The following is a 20,573-nucleotide window of genomic DNA, read 5'->3' as shown; positions in this document are numbered from 1 at the left end:
GGCTTCCAAATGAAAGTATCCATTTCTGGCTCCTGTCTCTTATGCGGTGGGTATGATAAAATAAATGATTCAAGGTGGTGAATGTCATGTGGAAGCCCGATCGTTCTATTAAGATTCCTTTATACCAACAAATTGCCGACAACATTGAAAAAAGAATTTCCTACGGTGAGTTTCCTCCTGGCAGCTTGCTCCTTTCTGAACGAAAATTAGCCGAACAACTAGAAGTAAACAGAAGCACAATTATTCTTGCTTACGAAGAGCTTCGAGCGATGGGTATTATAGAGAGCCGTTCAGGGGAAGGAACAAGGGTCAGCAAGCTCAAATGGGGAGTCACTCCAAAGCTAACGCCAAACTGGCATCAATATGTCGAGGGAGGAAACTTTCTTCCTAACGTGCCCTTTCTTCGACGCATAAGGGAAGCGCTTCAGCAAAATAATAAGTTGATCGACTTTGCAAGCGGGGATTTGGCTTCGGATTTATTGCCCAATCAAGAAATCAAATTCATTTTAAACGAAAATCCTTTTTCAGAGCATTTAGGCTATGATCATCTTCAAGGTTACATCCCTTTAAGAGAAGCGCTTGTTCAATTTTTGAAGGATTACAGAGGGATTGATACGACGAATTCTTCTATTCTCATCACTTCAGGCTCACAGCAATCACTTTATTTAATTACACAATGCTTGCTAACCCCTGGAGATGCAGTCGCAATAGAGGACCCCTCCTACTGTTATTCCTTGCCTATGTTTCAGTCTGCTGGGCTTCGTTTATTTCGATTGCCGGTTGATGATAAAGGTGTCAAAGCTGAGGATATTAAATCTCTGTATAAAAAACATCGCATAAAAATGATTTTCGTAAATCCGAATTTTCAAAACCCAACAGGCATTAGCATCGATGAAGAAAGACGAGCGCAATTATTAGATGCAGCCAGTCATTTAGGCATACCTATTGTCGAGGACGATCCATTTAGCCTAACCGCTTATGATGGCGTACCTCCCATGCCGCTAAAGGCTTCTGACACGCTTGGCTCCGTCATTCACATCGGTTCTCTCTCCAAGACGGTTGCTTCAGGACTGCGAATAGGCTGGATGGTAGCTCCGAATTCGGTTGTTAGTCGTCTTGCCGATGCAAGGCAGCAAATGGATTATGGTCTAAGTGTAATTCCGCAGCGAATTGCAACCGAGTTTCTTCAGTCACCGTATTTCGACCCGCATCTGGATCGATTGCGAATGAATTTGCTTTTTAAAAGGGATTTGATTATCGAGGCATTGAGGAACGAGCTTGCTGATCAAGTTGATTTTAAAGTTCCGAGTGGAGGGCTGCATCTATGGTGCAGCATTAAACCTAAATTCAATGAGGGTAAATTGCTGGAAGAGTGTATACGACGTGGAGTCGTGTTTGTACCAGGAAGCGTTTATGGCTCAGATGCCAGCTATGTTCGATTCAACTATGCAAGAGCCAAAACAGAAGAAATTACGTTAGGAATAGCTAAATTTGCAGAAGCTCTGCGCGCCGTCCTTAAATAAATAACGTGCAGGACATTTATGAAAAATAAATCCTGCACGCTATTCGTTTTATTCTTATACTTTTATTGACCGTCAATACGGTCATCATGATCTTCCCATCTTTTTGAATACGCTTTTTTCGTAATCCAGAACGTAATCCAAGATAAGATAGCGACGATAATGGCTGAAACAACCCATACACTTACAGGTACTTGCATCTCTGAATTCCTCCTTTTTGGCATACAGCAAATGGCATTCATTTATATCTTGCATGTAAGGATATCTATTCTTCATTTCATCAATCATTAACTGATTAAAGCTTAAGCCTAATTATGATGATTGTAACCGTCCAATTTTAAGGAAGATAAACCATCCATTTAATGTTGAGCTTCGTTCTCTCTTCTACCCTCACCGAGCAATTTGATAGCTAGCAAGCCCACCACTAAACTCCAGACAGGCGCTGAAATGCCTATAAAGGAAACGTTCGACACTGCAATTACAAAAGTAAAAACAATGGAGAAACGATATTCCGGCTTCGAGAAGGCAGACTGCATACTCTGTACAAAAATCCCCAATAATGAAAAGCCCGTTATGATGAGAATAAAAGATAGCGGCAGTATTTTCAGAAAGGCAATTACTTTCCAAGACATTAAACCAAACAGGGACACAATCGCACCCGAAACGATAGCGGCAACATATCTTTTTTCTTTTGGACCCGCCTCTTCACTGCTGCATAGCATCGTCATCATTCCGCCAATATTAATGCTATGCCCGCCAAACAGACCAACGAAAGATGTTGCTAAGCCTGACACCATTACGGTTTTCTTCGCAGAAGGCTCAAAACCATTTTTTCTAAGCGCTGCTAAAGCGACAAAGAGATCATTACTTAGAACGAGTAAAGCCAACGGTATTGCCAATGAAATGAAACTATTCCATGTGAAGACTGGCATTACGATATGAGGAAGTGCAAACGGAATTTGTTCAAGCTTCGGAAAATCATAGCTAATCCATAATGCCAACATTCCCATAATAATGACGCCCACTACCGGAGGACATTTTTTTATTAGCTTCGGAATCAAAAAGTAACCTATAACTGCAATCAGCCCGATAAAAGGAATATCTTTGATAGCCGGTATGATTTTTACTACATGGTTAAAGATTAAGCCTGCAAGCATCGCATCCATTAAAGGCTTCGGAAGAAATGCTAATATTTTGTCCGCTAAACCCGTTAATCCGAAAATAGCGATGAGTATCCCAGCCATTATGGCTGCACCTGCTAGCTCTTCTATTGAAAAAATGACGGCAGATGTGCTCAGAAAGGCTATCCCTGTTATCGAATGCGCCCCGCCGAAAGGAATCTTATAATAGAGAGACAATCCAATATTAAAAAGTCCCCCCAAAAAATAAACGGAAAACAACCAAGAGACAAGCTCAAGATTCGTAAATCCCGCTTTCTCGGCGGTGCTGACAATGAGAACAGCTCCTCCGGTACAGGCCAGTAATGCTGATAAAAAACCGGATAAAAACTGGTTCGCTTGAAGCTTCATGATGTTCGGTCTCCCTTACTTTCGCACTTGACGATATTCCGTTTGCTAGTGATTTTAATACCTAGATTGCGCATCAAATTCTATATGAAAATATCATTTTACGCAAGATAAAAAAAAAGTCATGTCTTCGTCTATGGACGTTGACATGACTTATCTATTAGATCACAACTCATCTATGCGGAATGAATCAATTGAATCACAGTCAGCTCAGGCTTTACGAATAGCCGAATGGGGAAGCGAGTTGTCCCTATTCCTGGATTCACATATAATTGTAATGGTCGATCCTTTCCGTTAAATGAGTATAGCCCTTCAATATATTTATTCGCTAATGACGTAGTAATCAAAGGCTTAAGAAATGGAATCCGGACTTGCCCCCCATGACTATGCCCAGAGAGCTGAAGGTCGACCGGATAATTCATGAATTGATCCACCACATCCGGCTCATGAACGAACAGTATATTAAAATCTGTCGCGCGAAGGGATTGAAGTGTTCGTTGAACCTGGGGTTTTCCAAGCAAGAAATCATCAAGCCCGACCATTGTAATTCTCTCACCTGAATCAGATATAAGCGTTTGGGACTCATTCACAAGGACATGAAATCCAGCACCCTCCATATAAGAGCTATAAGCTCGACTTCCGCCTCCGCCCCTATCGTGATTGCCAAATACAGCATATTTCCCAAGAGGAGCATCTATTTGTTCTAATACCTTCTGAGCTAATTCTCTGTTCTTCGGACCGTATTGAACGTAGTTATCTATTAAGTCACCTGTGAATACGACAATATCTGGTTTCAAAAGATTCATTTGATCAACTAATTCTTGAAGCTGATCAACGGTATAATGATCTCCTAAATGCGTATCCGAGAATTGAATGATTTTGATTCCATCGAATGATTTCGGCACGTACTTGCTTTCAATAGCAATAGAAGTCACCTTAAGCGTCTTCGGTTCCATTTCTACCGCATACCATCCAGTCCCTGAGATGAAGAGCAAGCTAGTAACCAAAACAATCAATATCCTTCTAAAAATCAATTCACTAGGCCTTGCTTAATGGCATTCCAAATGGAATTTTCCGTTGGGACTCGAACAGGAAGCTCTCCTTTTTCTATAGCATCCCAGTACTTCCAATCTGGCTTCTCCGTACCTAATTCATAGTCCATCCCATCCCAAGTATCCTCACGAAATGCATAGAATGACCAGTGCCATCCGTATTCATTAAATATAGATATAAGATCGGCTACGTATTGATCCGCACCCTCAACCATTCGATTCGTTCCGAATTCTGAAGCTATGATTCGATTAGCAGGTACTTTATTATCACTTGCCCACTTGGCAACCGGCTCCAAGAACTGTTTCAAGGCTTGTCGGTTAAATTCCACTTCCTCTTTGTTGTTTCCAACTTTGACGGTTCCCGGGTAAGAATAAGTGAATCCTTTTTTCTTATTCTGACTGGTCAATTCATAAGGCTCATACATATGGAAGGCATAGAGAACATTGGGGTCATCAATGGGCTTCAAATAACTGAATGCCCAAGGTGTTGCGTATAGTCCCGAATCCAAAATGATTGGTGTCGTCGTGTCAACTGTTCTAACTGCTTTAATAATCTCATCGTATAGCACGTTAAGATCCGCGGCTGTATTCTGTACTTTGTCGTACCACTCGCTATAGTTCTGAGTCCAGAAATCATTATAACCGGTTGCTGTCTCCGGGTGAGGCTCATTAATAAGGTTATAGCCGATAATAGCAGGATGATCCTTCAACCTTGTCGCTAGATCCTTCCAGAAGAGGGCTGCTTGCTTATGATAGTCGAGATCCTGCCATATCCGATCATCATTTTCATATCCGTTAAACTGTCTCCAGCGATCTCCTGGCAAGCTAAGAACCGTTAGAATAACTTTCATTCCTTTGGCTTCTGCTTCATCTAAATCTGCTTTTAGCCTTGCAAAATCTTCTTCCACAATGCCCTCATAGCCATCAGCGCTTCCGATCAGAAAATCCCCATCGGGATTGGGATCTTCCTTATCGTTAAATAACATATCTCGATCTTTGCCCCATTTGTCTGGCGCAAGGCGGATAAACTCGATTCCCTGATCCTTAGCCGCTTGATAGTTCTCAGGAATTGAAGTTGAATTCATGAAATTGGAGCCTGTTCGCTGTTCGTTCCAATAGTTCATTTTTACCGAAGGAATCTTCATATTTTCCTCTTGGCTGCTACTTGGATCTTTCGTTGCTAATGGTCCGTTCGAATTAAGACTGCATCCTGCAGTAGCTAGGATAGTGGAAAGCAGTAAACTTGTCCTTAACAATGACCATCTTTTTTTCTTTTTTAATGTATGCATTAAAATCACCTCGAAAGTCATCATAACCTCTCATTGTTACGCCAATGTGACAAAAATAAAAAAAGACATCGCAGCAAAATCGCTGCCATGTCTCATCCTTAATCGAGTTGAATGGGTAAGGAGAAATGAAACGTAATTTCTTCTTCCTTGATATAAATACCGTATGGTGCTTTATGCTTTTCTAGAATAGCCTGTACGATAGATAGACCGAGGCCCGACCCGCTGAGCTGTTTATTTCGTGAATGCTCCAGCACGTAGAAAGGCTGCCATATTTGATTAATATCTTGAATGTCACCGTTCCGAATCTCATTGCGGATTGTAAATACGAGCTGATCTCCATCGTTTAGTATGGTTATCTCTATTTTAGGCCCGTTTGAATATTTTAGTGCATTGCTCATGAAGTTATCCAGTACGATTCCGATTTTCTGTCTATCACCTTTCACCTTACTGTGAAGGAGTTGATGATCATCCAGCACCACAGACTTCTGTTCTTTCTGAATCGCAACTTGAAAATTATCCAATGTACGCTGGAGTAATTCACTGAATTGAAATACTTCCACTACATGCGGCTCGTTCTGAAGCTTCGCCAAGTGAAGCAGCTTGTCCACAAGGTGGGCCAATTCATCCGCTTTTTTATCAATGACCTTCAAGAAAGTGCCATCGTCCAGCCCATCATTCATACCGGAAGAATAAGCTTTAATCAATGAAATCGGCGTTTTAAGCTCATGTGAAATATCAGAAATAAAGCTTCTCAGATTTTGATTTTTTTCTTCCAGTGCAAGGTGTGCTTCCTTCAGCTTATCACTCATTTGATTAATGCTATCGGATAGATCTTCAATTTCGTCGTCAGTCTTAATATGTGTGGTTTGGAATTTGAGATTGGATATATCCTTCGCATTATTAGAGAGTACTCTGAGGGGACGGATAATTCCCCTAGCCATAACCCATGCTAATCCTAAGCTAAATAAAAGCGCACCTATAGCAATATAAAGATTGAATTGATTCACCTTTCGTATCAATTGATTCGAATGCGCGATCGAATCTCCAATAACGAAGAGCTTATCATCCAAATGTATAATCGTAACAAGAAAACTGGTGTTAAGCTTCGTCTGGCTATAAAGATTGTATACCGGTATTCCCTGTTTGAGCTGCTCAATGCGTTCTTCCGTTATCCAAAACTTCGCTAGTGCAATCCCTTCACTGCTTAGCTTTGTTCGTATAGAATCATTCAAGATGTTCGGATTGGTAACAAACTCCGTGCTTACAATCGTAACATCGTATTGCTGTTCCAATTCTCTTTCTGTGCGAATCAGAGCCTCGACCGTCTCTGTTTCCATTTTGTTGGTCAGATTCGCTAAATTTACTTTTTTCTGATACAGAATATATTTTGGCAAAAAGTACGTATTCACAGAAAATGAAATAACAAAGACCAAACAAATGATGCAGGCAATACGCCAAAATAACTTGCGACCCAGCCTACTCAAGGGTAGTATCCAGACTGTACCCACTGCCTCGATATGTCTTTATCCTTTCTGCTCCTACTTTCTCCCTCAGTCTCCGAATATGGGTATCAACTGTTCGTTCGTCTCCGTAATAATCGAACCCCCATACTTGATCCAGTAAAGCCTTTCTGCTTAAAATTTGCCCTTTATGTTGGAGCAGGCACTTCATTAATAAAAATTCCTTATTCGTAAGGTCAAGATCAACGCCATCTTTAAAAACCTTTCCGCCACGCATATTGACACGCAAACGTCCAAGCATGATATCTTCCTCGATGTGGAGAAGTTTTTTTGCCCGCAGGATTAAAATACGAGGCTCGAATGGTTTTCGCACATAATCATCCGCCCCCTTCTCCAAAGCCATCAATTCATCTTCCTGCTCACCCTTTGCCGTTAACATCAGCACCTTTGTATATTGCAGCTCTTTAACTTTCCTACATACCTCTAAACCACTAACCTTAGGCATCATCCAATCCAGTATGGCCAAATCGATTTGATGATTAAAACAAATATCCAGCGCTTGTTGTCCGTCCTCCGCAAGGAATACTTGAAAACCTTCATTTTTAAAATAAGCATTCACGATTTTAAGCATATCGGGATCATCATCTGCAATCAGTATGTTCATTCTATTCTCCTTAATGAAGATCTTTGGAGTATTAGTATAGCATTTACTTGCGAATAGATAACGATTCAAAAATACCTATAGGGGGTTTGTAAATTCTAACAAACGGAATTAACAACACAGAGGAGTGTTATTAAGATGAAGAAACGAATGGCTTTAGTTAGTATCGCTGCAATGATTGCTCTAAGTGGATGCGGAAATCATACAAATACGGAGAACACTGCAAACAATGATCAAGGTGCTAAGGTTGTCTTAGAGGCAGATCATATGAAGGGTATGGACGGAACAATCGCTACTATAGATTCAGCAGAAAAAACAACGGTATACATGATTGATTACGTTCCGACTACCGGTGGTGAAAAAATGACGATTCATAAGTGGGTAACGGAAAATGAACTTACAAATGAGTAGAAAGTAATGGTGAGCCAATAGAAGTGACTTGAACCCTCCAGAATCATTCGCTTACTACGTTTATTATTTTATGGGTACATCTTCTTCTAAACCGAGCAAAAATCATAGATCAAAATAGAAAATAGCAGTACAGGAATACTCCCTGCACTGCTATTTTTTCATGTAAGTCATTATTTCTGTTCAAGGCGAGCGCTGTCTCTCCAGCTAGGTAACTGCTTTTGTGACAACCTCTTTTGTTATCGATCATATTTCCCTATACTTCTACCGCCAGCTTAATTCCTTCCGGAAGCCGTAAAATATGCGGTTCCGAATGCCCCTCTTCCCAGCCTGTTTCAATTGGACCAAAAGGTGTTGGAATGCTGCCCATGCAGGTCCCAATCCCGATCAATTTCTGTGGACGGAAAGCGATACTCTGATAGCCCGGCTCCAGTGGTGTAATGCCCAGCACCCGCGATAATATCCAATGAACAGGAGTACCTGCCCAGCTATGACATAGGCTCATTCGATATGAACTGTAGGCGGTATAGGTTGTTAAAGCATCATGAAAGTCTGTTTCATGTTTAAGCGTAACGCTCTCCCAACAGGTGGTCGCACCTTCCTCCAGCATTTTACCCCATACTGTTGATATAACTTTCCAAGCCTTTTCCTGTAGCCCAAATTGAGAACAGCATTCGGACAACCAATAAGCGGACAACGGTGTTATCGGATCCTGGATTTGATAAGAGCGCAGGAATGCCTCACCTTCCCCAGCCGAGACATACCCTGCAATAATACCAATCAGCTTCGTAATCAACTGTTCACCAGAAAGGAAGCTCTCCTCTTCAATCTGCGGATGACTCCAGTCGTTTAATTCGGTTAGCTCTGGTATAAAGCTTTTCAGCTTGCGAAGATTATCCCCTGTTATACGGAATAAAGCCTGCATGCCTAGAACCCCTTCTTCCGGCCCCATCTGCACCCATTCCATCAGCGTTGGTGTAACATTGAGCAATTCATGAGTATTAGGATCAATATTGCTCTCCACTAGCCGGCAGTGTCTTACGATATCATACGCAATGGACAATACAAACTCCTTATCGCCAGTGTGCAAATAGTACTCCCATACATTATTCAACCACCACAGCGTATAGGAAGGAATCGCGTTCATCCAATAACCGTCTGGTGTCCCTTGCCCAAGCTCCACGATAGAACGGCGAAGCACAGCAAGATCATCCCATAATACATAATCGGCTTTGGCAGCTAGATAAAAGTCATAGGTCCAGTTCAATCGATCTCGCTTAATACCATCCCATAATCCAATCTGATGACATACCCGATTCGTATGTAAGGAGATATCAAATATTTGTTTTAGAAGCGCTGAATCTGTCCGAAGTGACCCCGTTTGATTTAGCGCTACTCCCACTTCTTCCCCCTGCCACTCTACTTCAAATGGATATCCTTCATCCGTCAACACATACATACGGAAATAACGAAGACCTTGCGGAAGGGTTGTGTGAACTCCGCCTGCTTCAAGCTCAATGGTTTCTGTAATTAATCCTTCATAATGTTCAAGCTCCTGCAGCGATTCCGCACCATTCCATACAATTGTAAGTGATGTATTAGAACGATTCTTGAGGTGAAAGCGCATATTGTATTCTTTGTCCAAATCCAACACACAAACAGGCATGCCCGAAAAGTTCATCTCACGGATAAAAGTGTTCCTATCACGCCATTCCGTTTGTTTCCGAACATGATAGAAAATATGAAAATCTTTGCGAATCGGCGCCGGAATATGAATATTTCCTTTCCCTCTTCCGATGAGCAGAACTTGGTTGTTAAGCAACTGTGCCTCTGCCTCATTAACAGACAATAGAGAAACACACTCTAATGGAGAGGCAACGATATCTCCAAACCCTCCTGCTACGAACCATTCCGGTCCTTCTTCCAAATCACCGTAAGGCTCCTCACCGAGCAAGCAGATGCTAGCTGCTTGCTCACCATTCGCAAGCCAAGATTCATCTGTACAAAGCCAATAATGATCTGCCTTCAAATAAGCGATACAACCAGCTTGTCGTCCCTGAAGATGAATATTGATCGGCACTACTGGAATGATATTCGTGCAAATAATTCGTAACCGAAGTATATGCTGACCAGCCTCAAGACTCATCGGAAAAGATAGTATCCGATGAAAAGCGCAAATATTAGCTGCACTTTCTTCTATTACACCAACGATGTTGCCGTCCAATTCCACCTCAACTGCACCGGTCAGCGCAATTCGAAACTCTATATGGTCTACAGCGGATTCAAGCATGAAGGACTTCACTAATTCTACCTTGCTCGTCTTCTCACGATCACCATGCCATATCCATTGAGGGAGCATCTGTTGTTTATCTAGCATTGATAATTCCACCTTTACATTTTCAAAGCGCCCTGTGTCATGCCTTGAATATAATATTTCATGCCGAAGGAGAAGATCAGAATAAGCGGTATCGAAGAGATGCCATAGGCTGCGAATTTAGTACCCACATCGGTAATGCCGAATTGCTTCGTAAATTGTGTCAATCCTACTGAAATAACTTGAATACTGCTGTCTTGAATCGTCAGCAACGGCCAAATATAGTCGTTGTACACGCCTACAGACTGCATAATAAATAAGGTAGCCAAGATAGGCACAGAGAGCGGTATGACGATCTGAAAGAAAACACGCATTTCAGCCGCCCCATCAATACGTGCCGCTTCGAACAATTCGCTTGGCAGCCCGGACATATAGCTCCGGCATAGAAACGTACCGAATACTTGGCCTCCGGCAGCAGCGGCAATAATAATAACCCAAGGCGTATTCGTCAGATTCATACTCTCATACAGTACATAAGCAGGAATCAAAGTTAGAATACCTGGAATCATCATAATGGCCAGCATCATGAGAAACAGCATCTCTTTGCCGGGAAACTCTTTCTTGGCAAAGATATAACCGGATATGGCGGATAGAAGCATAACTAGAAAGCTTGCAGCTATCGCATAGACCAATGTATTGATAATATAACGCCAAATACTGTTGAAAGCTTCACTATAATTCGCCCATTTGGCAGGTGAAGGTAGTCCCCAGAAGTTCCCTAGAATTTGAGCATTGCTCTTCAGTGAGCTAACCACCATGAACAGAATTGGAACTAGCATCAGGACAACGAGCAGCCCCAGCAGTATGACGATGATAATTTGATTGATGCTCATGTTCCCTTTGAACAGACCCTTGTTTTTAACCTTGGCTCCGACCTTCAATGACTTCGCATCCTGACTGGCGATCATGTTTGTGTCCCTCCTTAATCATTCGATGTTTTAATAAATTTCATATTGATGATAGTAATGACCAAGACGACCAAGAACATACTTACACCAAGTGCTGATGCATAGCCAAGGTCATTGAATTTAGTAGCGGCATAATACATTTGCAAGGCAGGTACATAAGTTGAATCCATTGGACCTCCGCCCGTGACAATCAGAATGCCGTTAAAGTCTTGAATGATGCCAATAAGTGCTAAGATGAGCAAAAACTTGAATTGACCCGTAAGAAGCGGCAAATGAATAGACCGAATAATCCGCGGCAAGCCTGCTCCGTCGATCTTAGCTGATTCAATTAGCTCCCCTGAGATTGACAGTAGACCTGCATAGAAAACAAGCAACTGAAGGATACCGATAAACGGGAAGCCCATAAAGATAATGGACCATAATGCGGTGTTCGGATCACCGAGCCAACCATGCGCCCATGAGCCTAGTCCAATGACTTGCAACAGGTTGTTGAATAAGCCTACGTTAGGATCATAGAAATTTTGCCAAATCAATAACATCGCAACACCTGGTATAACCATCGATGCCGTAAATGAAGTACGGAAGAGGTACTGTAGCTTCTTGCTCCGCAAATGATAGATTAACTCCGCAACTATCAGAGGTGGAATTAGTGTTTTAATTAATCCCGTTACGATGAGCAGTAATAGATTCCATATTCCTTTCGTTACGTATGGATCGTGAATCATTCGTTCAAAATTATCTAAGCCGATGAAGGTTGTCCTTCCCCCCGGCTGCCAATCATAGAAAGAATGAATTAGTCCTGAGAATGCTGGATAGTATTGAAAGATGAATAGAAGAAGAAATGTCGGTGCAAGACCGAGATACACCCATTTGGAACGCCAGATGGAACGAAATACACCCAGACGATTTCTTTTCTTCATATATAAGAATAGAGAGAGCAAGCCCGCAAATAGGACGAGTGACCCAATAGCCCACAAAATCATAGTCACCCTTGCCTTGCCTTTAGCTTCCTCAACCACGCTTCCTACATCGAACTTGTAAATAGCACCTTTACCCGCACCTGTATATAAAGTCTTGCCTTCATTGTCAAATTCAACTTGCCGGCCCTCGACACTTACTTTGCTTTCCCAAAGCTTCTTGCCATTATGATCAAAGATATAGAAGTAACCAGATAAATCCGAAGCACCGACACTCGCTCCATCTCTTGAAAAGCTCACATCTGTAACAATATCCCTCGTTTGTATGATACCGCTTGCTTTTCCATCTTGATTAAATAATTCTACCGTACTCGATTTCGTTCCGATGGCCATAACGCCCTCATCCGACACAGCAATACCTTGAATTTGGTCACTTGCACCAGCTTTATAAACAATCTCTTTATTCTCATTAATGAGATAAGCATATTGATCCGTTGCAGCAACGACAATCCATTTCCCGTTCGGAGATACCTTGACATATTTCAATGTCGTACCGATTGTAACCGCATCTTTCTGATCACCAGAATCTGCATCGATGAATAGCAATTGATCGGAACGCTGGACAACCAATGCAAAAACAGTACCATCTTGTGAAGCAGAAATGCTCTTGACTTGTTTCTTCATATCGATATCCCACAGTTGTACACCGTCTTTGTCATAGGAGTATAGATGACGGTCATCTGAAGATATAAATAAATTTCCGTTAGTAAGCAGTTCAACTCCTGTGACAACATTGCTTGTTTTCACTTCAAATAGTTGGTTTCCATCTGCGTCATACATTAAAGCTTGATTACTGTGCGTACCAATTGCCAGACGCTTGCCATCCTCCGCTACAGATATGGAGGTAATATTCCCAGCTCCTTCGATGGACCAATTGTCTTTAGCCAAAGCAGCCTGCGGGATAACGCCTAGCAGCAGTAGTAATGCCAAAAACATCCATGCGCTTTTTCTCATGATGGTCCCCCCTTTCTTTCCGTCCTTGTGACGGCAAATGCCATATTCTTATCCATAATGATCAATCTGCACAGGCTGGTCACCTGTGCAGATTGAAGCTAGCGCATTAACGTTCAGGCGGTCTGCGTTCTGGGTTTTCTATGTCGGACAATTCTCGTTTCATTTCTTTCATAGCAGGCTCCATATACTTATCAATATTAGATTGGAGCTGCTCCAAATATTGATCCGTTGTTACTTTGCCAGCAAAATAACGTTGCACTAACCCTACCCAATCTTGAATGGATGGTTGATGATCCCACATTCCGCGAGCAAGATTGTTAGCTGCACTGTTATAACCCTCAGTATTACCGATCGGTTCAAAGTCAGCGAACGCAGATTTCATTTCATCCGGAAGCACAATGTCTTTAAGGGCTGGTGCACCAGACAGTGCTGCATCAGAACTATTCTGAGTAGCCTCTGCATATACGAGATAACCTTCAGGACTTGTCATATACATCATGAAGTCCATATTCAACTCATTTTGTTTCGCATCCTTATTCACGATACCGTAGAAGCCAACAGGAATTTGAATGGTACGAGCAGGTGCCATAACCTCTGGGCCTTCCATGGATGGCATGTTGAAGAATCCATAATCAAACGGCTTCACGCCGCCTTTTGCACCTGTTTTCGCCTCATCAGCAAAGTCTTTAGGCAATTGCCAGTAAGATCCCGGCGTACCTACCATTGTTGCTGCCTTTCCAGTTAAGAAGAGGTTATAAGCTTGCTCCTCTTTAACACCGAAGAAGCCATCAGGAACATAGCTGAACAATGTTTTCAAGTTCTCTGAATAAGCTTTCCATTGTGGATTTCCAGCGATTTTGAATGGACCCTCTTTATCTTTAATCGCTTTCCATAGTCTCATTTCATTTTTCGTAACATTGCTGTTTGAGTCATTAAAAGGATCAGTTAGATCATACTTATAGGTGTCATCTATACCAGGGATGAATGAGTAGTCTTGTTCCTGGGAACGAATTACATTAATATAATCCCGTAAATATTGGTCAGCATAGATACGAACCAACCAGCCTGCTTGACCGCTCCACATCGATTTGGCATCGCCCGCAAGTGCTAGCGGCGTGTACCCCGCTTCATCTACTTTTTTGAAAGCATTAATCAACTCATTGAACGTTTTAGGCGCTTCAGTAATGCCTACCTTTTGGAAGATCTCTTTATTGTATATCCATACAATTTGTACAGATTCGAAGTTAAGATTGAAGAGAGTATCCTCCGTGCTTACTCCTTCCAAGTTAATGCCCATTGCTTTGAGATCAAAACTTTCGCTCCAAGGTTTACCTGTGTAATTGTTCGTTTTATCTAAGTATGGATAGTAATTCGTGAATTTACCGTCATTTATTAATCCGCCTACTTCGTTATTATTGACAATGTCCACACTTGGTTCGCCTGCTGCGAATTGAGCCGTCAACCATTCTTTGTAGCCATCAGGCGGTTTATTATCCACTTTCACCTTGACACCTGGATTTTTTGCCATATAAGCATTAGCAACCGCATTCCAGACTGAGGACGAAGCATTCATTAAGGAGATGTTAATGTTACCGGTCAACGTAGAAGCTGGCGCTTCAGTACCTGCCGGGGTTTCTGTGTTGGCGGGTGCTTTGGTTGCAGCGGCATTGTTCCCATCATTTTTCCCTGATGAATCATCTTTGGCGCAAGCTGTCAATATGGACAGCAGCATTACGATGCTCAAGAGAATGGCAAATCCTTTTCTTTTGATCATGTTAGTCTCCCCTTGCCCTAATTTTTTTAAAAATTAAGCGCTTCCATGTTGACTTTAAAAAAATGCGGCGCTTCTCGTAAAGTATAAATTTTCATATTTCGTATACTTTACAATACAAAGTATACTATTTAGAAGAGGTTTTTGCAACAATTTTTTCAGTGAGAAATGTATGCTTGGGGATCATTTAACTTCTCGTTATTTTTATTCAAAAAAAGCTCCCGTATATTAGGGAGCCTGCTTATTCACTATTCTACTTACCTTTTTGCTTGGAAGAAATCGGAGCTGTGCTGTCTCTCAAAACGAGCGTGGGAACGATCTCATCCTTCACTAAGCGATTCTCTCCATCCTTAAGTTCGAACAAGAGAATCTCTGCTGCACGTTCGCCTAGCTTTCTCGTATTCTGGTTAATAGTCGAAAGTCTCGGGTAAGAATACTCACTCGTCTTCACATCATCAAAGCCTATAATACTAATCTCTTCAGGAATTTTCATGCCCAAGCTTCTAGCACCATTCATCGCGCCCATCGCTTTGTAATCACTTGTGGCAAATACAGCTGTAGGGGGATTCGGAAGCGCCATTAACGCTCTGAAACCTTCTTCTCCCATCAATACTCGCTCATCCTCTCCAGCCATAACAGCAATAAGTTCAGATTCAAATGGCAACTGATGCTGTGACAAAGCAAGACGATAACCCTGCAGCCTTAGAGAGAACTCTTGGTTTAAATCCATTATTGAACTGCCCGTCAATATAACACCAATTCGCTTATGCCCCAGAGACAACAAATGCTGAGTTGCTAGATACCCTCCTGTAAGGTTATCTACGATGACATAAGGTATACCCAAATGCGGGTAATAGAAATGAACTGTTAAAATACGCCGATTCTCTTCCTGCCAAGCTGTAAGCCGTGTCAAATCGAACCCATCACTCATAGTCAACAGGATAATACCAGCATGGGGATCGTTCGGAAGCTCGTAATTTTCACCGATATCCCATATATAGAATGCGATCTCATTCTCGTTACATATTTGCTTAATCCCTTCAAACATATCTGTAAAGAACGGATGGTTAAACGTGTTCACTTCATAGTTGCGATGCGCGAAATAAATCGTACGGATCCTTTGAGTTCCAGTGGAAGTCGGGTTCTCACTAACGAAGCTGCCCTTGCCCCGAACCCGGTAAACAAAACCTTCCTGCACAAGGTCGGATAATGCCCTTCGGGAAGTAATTTCACTCGTATTATACTCCTTCGCTAACTCAATTTGAGTCGGAAGAGGATCATGTGGTTTAAGCTCTCCAGCACTAATCTTGCGCTTAATGTCATTCATTATATATTGATACATCGGAGTCTTGTCCGTCTTATCGATATCCATCAATCCATCACTCCTTACATAATTGAGTTAAGTATACTTTAATACAAAGGTTAGTGCAAGATAAAAGGCAGCGCTAGACCTAAGCGGTCAGGCACTGCCTTCGTAAATGGATACAGTTTCATCCCCTTCATGTGCGTCGTTAATTCAAGCATTTTACTCGTTCATTTGCAGCTATAATACCAGTAATTCTAACTCTCTCTTCATCCGTATCGACTGAAAGTTCCTCTAGTCCAATTGCTATCCACGAGATTTCCTTCGGCAAGGTTGCAACATAGTTGATCACGCCGTCCTTATCAAGTTTCCACTCTGCTTGTATATCACCTTGTCGAGTTGGAATAGTTCCTTCCGCCCATTCAATGCCTGTTACAGCTGTCGGCTGTAGAGTAACAGATCCAACACCGAGCTCAGTTACATCAACACCAAGCAATTGCTCACTTAACAAATACGTAGGCGATGCTCCCCACCCATGACATAGACTTACAGGAATGGAGTCTTGCAAATAGGTAGGTGTATGACCTAAATAAGGGCTAGGCGTTATAACGAAAGGCAGGGATGGATCGAATGTTTCCCACCAGGTTGTAGCCCCTCTATCGAGCATGGAGCCCCAATAATCACGAATTCGAGTTAAAGCCGCTTCCGCGAAGCCGTAACGGAATAACACCTCTAGTACGATATGGTAGAAGAAAGCTCCGCGAATTGGAGGCAATCTTCCCGGCAAGTAATAGTCCTGAACAAAGGCCACCACTTCTGTCTCATCCATGACACTCGACCATGCCGCAGCGAAATTGGTCTGTGCAGTCACACTTGTCGATAAACCTTCATGAGTTAGACAGTCCGCATAGATTGTTGTACCTGGTACTCGAAGGAGATTGCGAATGGCTTCACGCAGGGTGCTTGCTTTCTCCCGTAATGCTGCTCCAGCGTCGTTTTCACCCAGCTCTTCAGCCATTAAAGCCGATGTAATCAGGAACTTATAATAGAAGCAAGAAATAGCTGTCACGCGATCTTTCCGTTCAATATCATCTGACCAGTCGATGAAACACCACCAGCCTTCGCGATCGGCATTTGCGAACAATCCCGATGAATCCTCCTGATCAGCAAACCAATCAACGAGTCTATTCACATAAGGCCATATCTCATTCAGAAAGCTAGTGTCTTTGGTATAGGTGTAATACTCCCATACACCGAAGAGCCAATGTGCACAAAAATCAGGCAGTAGGAATGAATTATGCTGTGGACCTGTACCTGGTATAGAACCATCCTCATTTTGAATTCTTGCTGCTTGCAATAAGGACTTGCGAACAAGCGCTGGATCATCGAAGGTCTGATAGACTACCTTGGCCATAACGACCGAATCCGCTACCCATAACGCTCCCTCACGGTGCGGACAATCTTCAAAATGGTTCTGGCTGTTGACGATTGTCGTATAACGGCCAGTCTCCCAAATTTTATTTAATCGTTCATCACTGCAATGAAATTTCCCTCTTTCAACGAACGGATAATGAACGAACCGAAGCTGCAGACTTCTTACTTCAATAGGTAAAGGCGTAGCCATAACAGCTACTTTCATATAACGGAATGCCCGTCTCCCAAATGGAGACAGCCGATTAGCTCCTTTCCGTAAAAGGTAAGTGTCCATCAGTGCTACTTCCAGCGATTCTCCATAAAACAATTGCAAGACGCCGCCTTCTTCTGCGAACACTTCCAGCTCTGGATAACCTACAACCTCAGCTCCAAAGTCATAAGTAATTTGTGGAAAAGAACCCGGCACTGACGCATCGATTATGACTGACCCAGCTGATGACAGTGGAGCCTCCGGTGATCTTATCGCCCCCGTAAAAAACTCAGAGGACACAACAGAAATAGGTGAAACAAGCGTCTCCTTAAGAAAAGGGATTTCTCGCGGCATCAGCCTCGGCCATGGAGAATCGGCTTGCTCTGCTTCTGCAAGTACAACAGCCATAGGCCATGAACTATCCTCATAATCTAGTTGTTCCCACCCATCCTCTTGGGAGAGATCCATTATTTCACGGTACCCCCCCCAGTAATGCAGACGGCTTACTTCCGGCTTCCAGCGCGGTGAACGTCTGCATCTCCAGTCCGAACCACTCGCAATTGTCCGTATGCAGCTGCCTGCCACCGCATCCTCATCATATAAATCCAGCTGACAAATCACACCACCAGGTCCTTGCAATTGCCCCGTCACAATCATATCCTTGCCGAAGTTATGTGCGAGAATAGCTATCACATTGCTTCCTTCTCGCACATAATCAGATACATCATACGTATCAAATGAAATCCAGGAAAGATCCGTAGGAGTCGGTCCCCTTCCAATCTCAATACCATTCACATATAGCTTATAGAACTGATTAGCCGTAACTCGCAGCTTCGCTTGATTAACTACCTTATCTATAGCAAAGATTGTACGAGCTTCCACATAAACATTGTTATCAAGAGCGGTTTCTGCTGCCCATATCCACTCCGCCTGCCAATTTTCCTGTATCATGACGTTCCCCCCGTAATTAAACATTAAGGTTAGTAAATAATTGAATCTTATTTTATTTCACAAATTTATATATATAGTTCAATCTTCCTTCAGGCGCTGCATCGCCATACTGAAAGAAGTCTGTAATTTCACCGTCATTCTGCATATGATCCACCCACTTAAACTCTAACCAAATTCCCTCGGTCATCTCATCCATACCCAATGAAATAAGCGGAAGCTCAAGATGCAGCTCATTCCCTTTGCAGGCGTATCGCACTTCTCCTATTGGCTGCCATTTCCAACCGCCTATACTTCGCTCCAACCAAGTTGTTGATTCACTTATAACATTCCTATTAATAATATATTGATAGCCTTCCCATCCCTTGTCGCTTTCCGTTCTAACGCGGATAAGCAGCATCATCCAGTAGCGGTCTGTGAAAGGTGTTATGGGTTCCTTCGTTTGTGCATAAAAGTAAATGCTTTCATCGGTATGTGCGGCCTTTAGCGTAACAAAATCATTTCTTCCCGTATCATTCGTATAATGAAGATCTCCATAACCGGGATGATCGCGAGCGACTGTATCTCCCGCAAAATCTCTGTACTGCTGAATAATTTGATGCCATTCACTGAAATCAGGCACCATCAAGATTGGCTTTTTCAATTTGAAGCTACTGTTGCCTTTCTCCGACATTCCCTTAAAGCGACGAATATAACTGATTAATTGCATGTAGTAAAGGTCACCGTATCCGCCCTTCATAGGCTCAATGTCTCGACTGAAGTTCAATGTGGCCTGATCTACGAACAACACAGGACGCTCCGCAGTTCCCGTTAATCGCATAGCGATCCATTCATTCCACCCTGTAACAAATACTATCTGTGGATCTTCCTTGAGCGCGAATTCCCACTGCTCTGCAATATTCATCCCTTGATTTATTGCATCAACCGACGAGCCCGCTTCCCCTAACTCCATTCCATCGTGATAATCTCTACCCCAATTATCACCATATCCGTAAAAAGGCGTATCGCTCATGGCAACGCTCGGATGCTGTGCTACAGAGACATTAATGATTTCCTTCTGAGCTTCATCGTTATAAAAAACACGCTGCGGACGTTGAAACTCAATCCATGGGAACCCATTCGTCTTTGCGTCTTCGTTAGGCCATTGATTCAGACGGAATGTAAAGAATTGCTGTTGCTCTGCATCACATTCATCAGGATTGCCAATGATTAGAGGTCTTCCTTTCCATCGAAACCATAAATGCTCGTAACGACCTGGCTTATAGATATCCTCATAAATTTCCGAGATGGTTTTGCCCGATTCCGTATTCGTGTAGAAAACAAATTGAGGCACTTTGAAGCCCTGACCTTGAATTTCGTCCATGATTTTGAACAGTACATCATAGACTTCCTTGTAAATGACTTGATTTGTCGTATCAAACACAACAAAGTCCACACCTGAGCTTGTCAGCATTTGTACATGCTTGCGAAGCACCCATGCATCATTATTTAAGTAATAACCATATAAGGGTTCGCCCCAAAAGTGAAATGAGTTCGGAGGACCCCAAGCCGGATGTTCTGGATCATGTACAGCCTCTGGCCAATTGGCATAGATCTGGGTATTGTCATAGGGACCTGATGTCCCATGCTGTCCTAGCCAAAGAAAATAAAATAGACCTACGTAATGATCAGGTCGTATCGGACCAGCTTCATCCCTGGATGGCAGCTCTCTTCCAAGCCCGTCAACCCCTCCCCATTGATCGACTAAATAGAGATCATCTTTATCATACATCCTAATTGCCTCCTCTCGAATGAGATA

General features: G+C 42.6%; 14 protein-coding genes and 1 pseudogene. 2 read left to right on the top strand and 13 right to left on the bottom strand.

Annotation, left to right across the window (positions count from 1 at the left end; all coding sequences use genetic code 11):
• The first annotated feature begins 86 nt into the window (after positions 1–86).
• Positions 87–1,523, top strand: a complete 1,437-nt coding sequence (pdxR, locus tag AC0YOD_RS01515; protein WP_475797483.1) for a MocR-like pyridoxine biosynthesis transcription factor PdxR — start codon at positions 87–89, stop codon at positions 1,521–1,523.
• Between the two features lie 62 nt (positions 1,524–1,585).
• Here the strand turns inward: pdxR and AC0YOD_RS01510 are convergent, their stop codons facing one another.
• The 6 genes from AC0YOD_RS01510 to AC0YOD_RS01485 form a co-directional block, all read right to left on the bottom strand.
• Positions 1,586–1,720, bottom strand: coding sequence for a hypothetical protein (locus AC0YOD_RS01510; RefSeq protein ID WP_475797482.1), 135 nt, complete (start codon positions 1,718–1,720; stop codon positions 1,586–1,588).
• 159 nt (positions 1,721–1,879) lie between these two features.
• The gene (locus tag AC0YOD_RS01505) at positions 1,880–3,049 is read right to left on the bottom strand and encodes a benzoate/H(+) symporter BenE family transporter (protein ID WP_475797481.1); all 1,170 of its coding nucleotides are present in this window, start codon (positions 3,047–3,049) and stop codon (positions 1,880–1,882) included.
• A 173-nt stretch (positions 3,050–3,222) separates the two neighbouring features.
• Entirely contained in the window at positions 3,223–4,053 is an 831-nt protein-coding gene (locus tag AC0YOD_RS01500; RefSeq protein ID WP_475797480.1) for a metallophosphoesterase, read from the bottom strand.
• Positions 4,054–4,076: 23 nt separating this feature from the next.
• Entirely contained in the window at positions 4,077–5,243 is a 1,167-nt protein-coding gene (locus AC0YOD_RS01495) for a glycoside hydrolase family 5 protein (RefSeq protein ID WP_475798336.1), read from the bottom strand.
• 242 nt (positions 5,244–5,485) lie between these two features.
• Complete coding sequence (locus tag AC0YOD_RS01490) at positions 5,486–6,724, bottom strand: sensor histidine kinase (RefSeq protein ID WP_475797479.1); 1,239 nt, start codon at positions 6,722–6,724, stop codon at positions 5,486–5,488.
• Between the two features lie 139 nt (positions 6,725–6,863).
• A complete protein-coding gene (locus AC0YOD_RS01485; protein ID WP_475797478.1) occupies positions 6,864–7,511 on the bottom strand; it encodes a response regulator transcription factor in 648 nt (215 codons plus the stop codon).
• A gap of 240 nt (positions 7,512–7,751) precedes the next feature.
• Between AC0YOD_RS01485 and AC0YOD_RS01480 the strand changes: the two are divergent.
• Positions 7,752–7,919: pseudogene (locus AC0YOD_RS01480) on the top strand (YdhK family protein); the annotation flags it as partial.
• A 253-nt stretch (positions 7,920–8,172) separates the two neighbouring features.
• On the opposite strand, the gene AC0YOD_RS01475 reads toward AC0YOD_RS01480, so the two are convergent.
• The 7 genes from AC0YOD_RS01475 to AC0YOD_RS01445 all read right to left on the bottom strand — a co-directional run bounded on the left by AC0YOD_RS01475 (position 8,173) and on the right by AC0YOD_RS01445 (position 20,546).
• Positions 8,173–10,293, bottom strand: a complete 2,121-nt coding sequence (locus AC0YOD_RS01475) for an alpha-L-rhamnosidase-related protein (protein ID WP_475797477.1) — start codon at positions 10,291–10,293, stop codon at positions 8,173–8,175.
• Between the two features lie 14 nt (positions 10,294–10,307).
• The gene (locus AC0YOD_RS01470; RefSeq protein WP_475797476.1) at positions 10,308–11,198 is read right to left on the bottom strand and encodes a carbohydrate ABC transporter permease; all 891 of its coding nucleotides are present in this window, start codon (positions 11,196–11,198) and stop codon (positions 10,308–10,310) included.
• Between the two features lie 14 nt (positions 11,199–11,212).
• Entirely contained in the window at positions 11,213–13,129 is a 1,917-nt protein-coding gene (locus AC0YOD_RS01465; RefSeq protein ID WP_475797475.1) for an ABC transporter permease subunit, read from the bottom strand.
• A gap of 106 nt (positions 13,130–13,235) precedes the next feature.
• The gene (locus tag AC0YOD_RS01460) at positions 13,236–14,903 is read right to left on the bottom strand and encodes an ABC transporter substrate-binding protein (protein WP_475797474.1); all 1,668 of its coding nucleotides are present in this window, start codon (positions 14,901–14,903) and stop codon (positions 13,236–13,238) included.
• A gap of 250 nt (positions 14,904–15,153) precedes the next feature.
• Complete coding sequence (locus tag AC0YOD_RS01455; RefSeq protein ID WP_475797473.1) at positions 15,154–16,272, bottom strand: GntR family transcriptional regulator; 1,119 nt, start codon at positions 16,270–16,272, stop codon at positions 15,154–15,156.
• Between the two features lie 139 nt (positions 16,273–16,411).
• Positions 16,412–18,778, bottom strand: a complete 2,367-nt coding sequence (locus tag AC0YOD_RS01450; protein WP_475797472.1) for an alpha-L-rhamnosidase-related protein — start codon at positions 18,776–18,778, stop codon at positions 16,412–16,414.
• A gap of 52 nt (positions 18,779–18,830) precedes the next feature.
• Positions 18,831–20,546, bottom strand: coding sequence for a hypothetical protein (locus AC0YOD_RS01445; RefSeq protein WP_475797471.1), 1,716 nt, complete (start codon positions 20,544–20,546; stop codon positions 18,831–18,833).
• Positions 20,547–20,573 lie beyond the last annotated feature (27 nt).

The organism is Paenibacillus sp. J31P13 (assembly GCF_056269295.1).
The sequence above is the reverse complement of the archived record's forward strand: the minus strand, read 5'-3'. Positions and strand labels throughout refer to the sequence as shown.

What these genes read in the sequence shown, in the direction of transcription:
- AC0YOD_RS01470 (WP_475797476.1), bottom strand. Translation starts at nt 11,198, where the DNA reads ATGATCGCCAGTCAGGATGCGAAGTCATTGAAGGTCGGAGCCAAGGTT.
- AC0YOD_RS01450 (WP_475797472.1), bottom strand. Translation starts at nt 18,778, where the DNA reads ATGATACAGGAAAATTGGCAGGCGGAGTGGATATGGGCAGCAGAAACC.
- AC0YOD_RS01495 (WP_475798336.1), bottom strand. Translation starts at nt 5,243, where the DNA reads ATGAAGATTCCTTCGGTAAAAATGAACTATTGGAACGAACAGCGAACA.
- AC0YOD_RS01505 (WP_475797481.1), bottom strand. Translation starts at nt 3,049, where the DNA reads ATGAAGCTTCAAGCGAACCAGTTTTTATCCGGTTTTTTATCAGCATTA.
- AC0YOD_RS01485 (WP_475797478.1), bottom strand. Translation starts at nt 7,511, where the DNA reads ATGAACATACTGATTGCAGATGATGATCCCGATATGCTTAAAATCGTG.
- AC0YOD_RS01475 (WP_475797477.1), bottom strand. Translation starts at nt 10,293, where the DNA reads ATGCTAGATAAACAACAGATGCTCCCTCAATGGATATGGCATGGTGAT.
- AC0YOD_RS01460 (WP_475797474.1), bottom strand. Translation starts at nt 14,903, where the DNA reads ATGATCAAAAGAAAAGGATTTGCCATTCTCTTGAGCATCGTAATGCTG.
- AC0YOD_RS01455 (WP_475797473.1), bottom strand. Translation starts at nt 16,272, where the DNA reads ATGGATATCGATAAGACGGACAAGACTCCGATGTATCAATATATAATG.
- AC0YOD_RS01510 (WP_475797482.1), bottom strand. Translation starts at nt 1,720, where the DNA reads ATGCAAGTACCTGTAAGTGTATGGGTTGTTTCAGCCATTATCGTCGCT.
- AC0YOD_RS01465 (WP_475797475.1), bottom strand. Translation starts at nt 13,129, where the DNA reads ATGAGAAAAAGCGCATGGATGTTTTTGGCATTACTACTGCTGCTAGGC.
- AC0YOD_RS01490 (WP_475797479.1), bottom strand. Translation starts at nt 6,724, where the DNA reads ATGGAAACAGAGACGGTCGAGGCTCTGATTCGCACAGAAAGAGAATTG.
- AC0YOD_RS01445 (WP_475797471.1), bottom strand. Translation starts at nt 20,546, where the DNA reads ATGTATGATAAAGATGATCTCTATTTAGTCGATCAATGGGGAGGGGTT.
- pdxR (WP_475797483.1), top strand. Translation starts at nt 87, where the DNA reads ATGTGGAAGCCCGATCGTTCTATTAAGATTCCTTTATACCAACAAATT.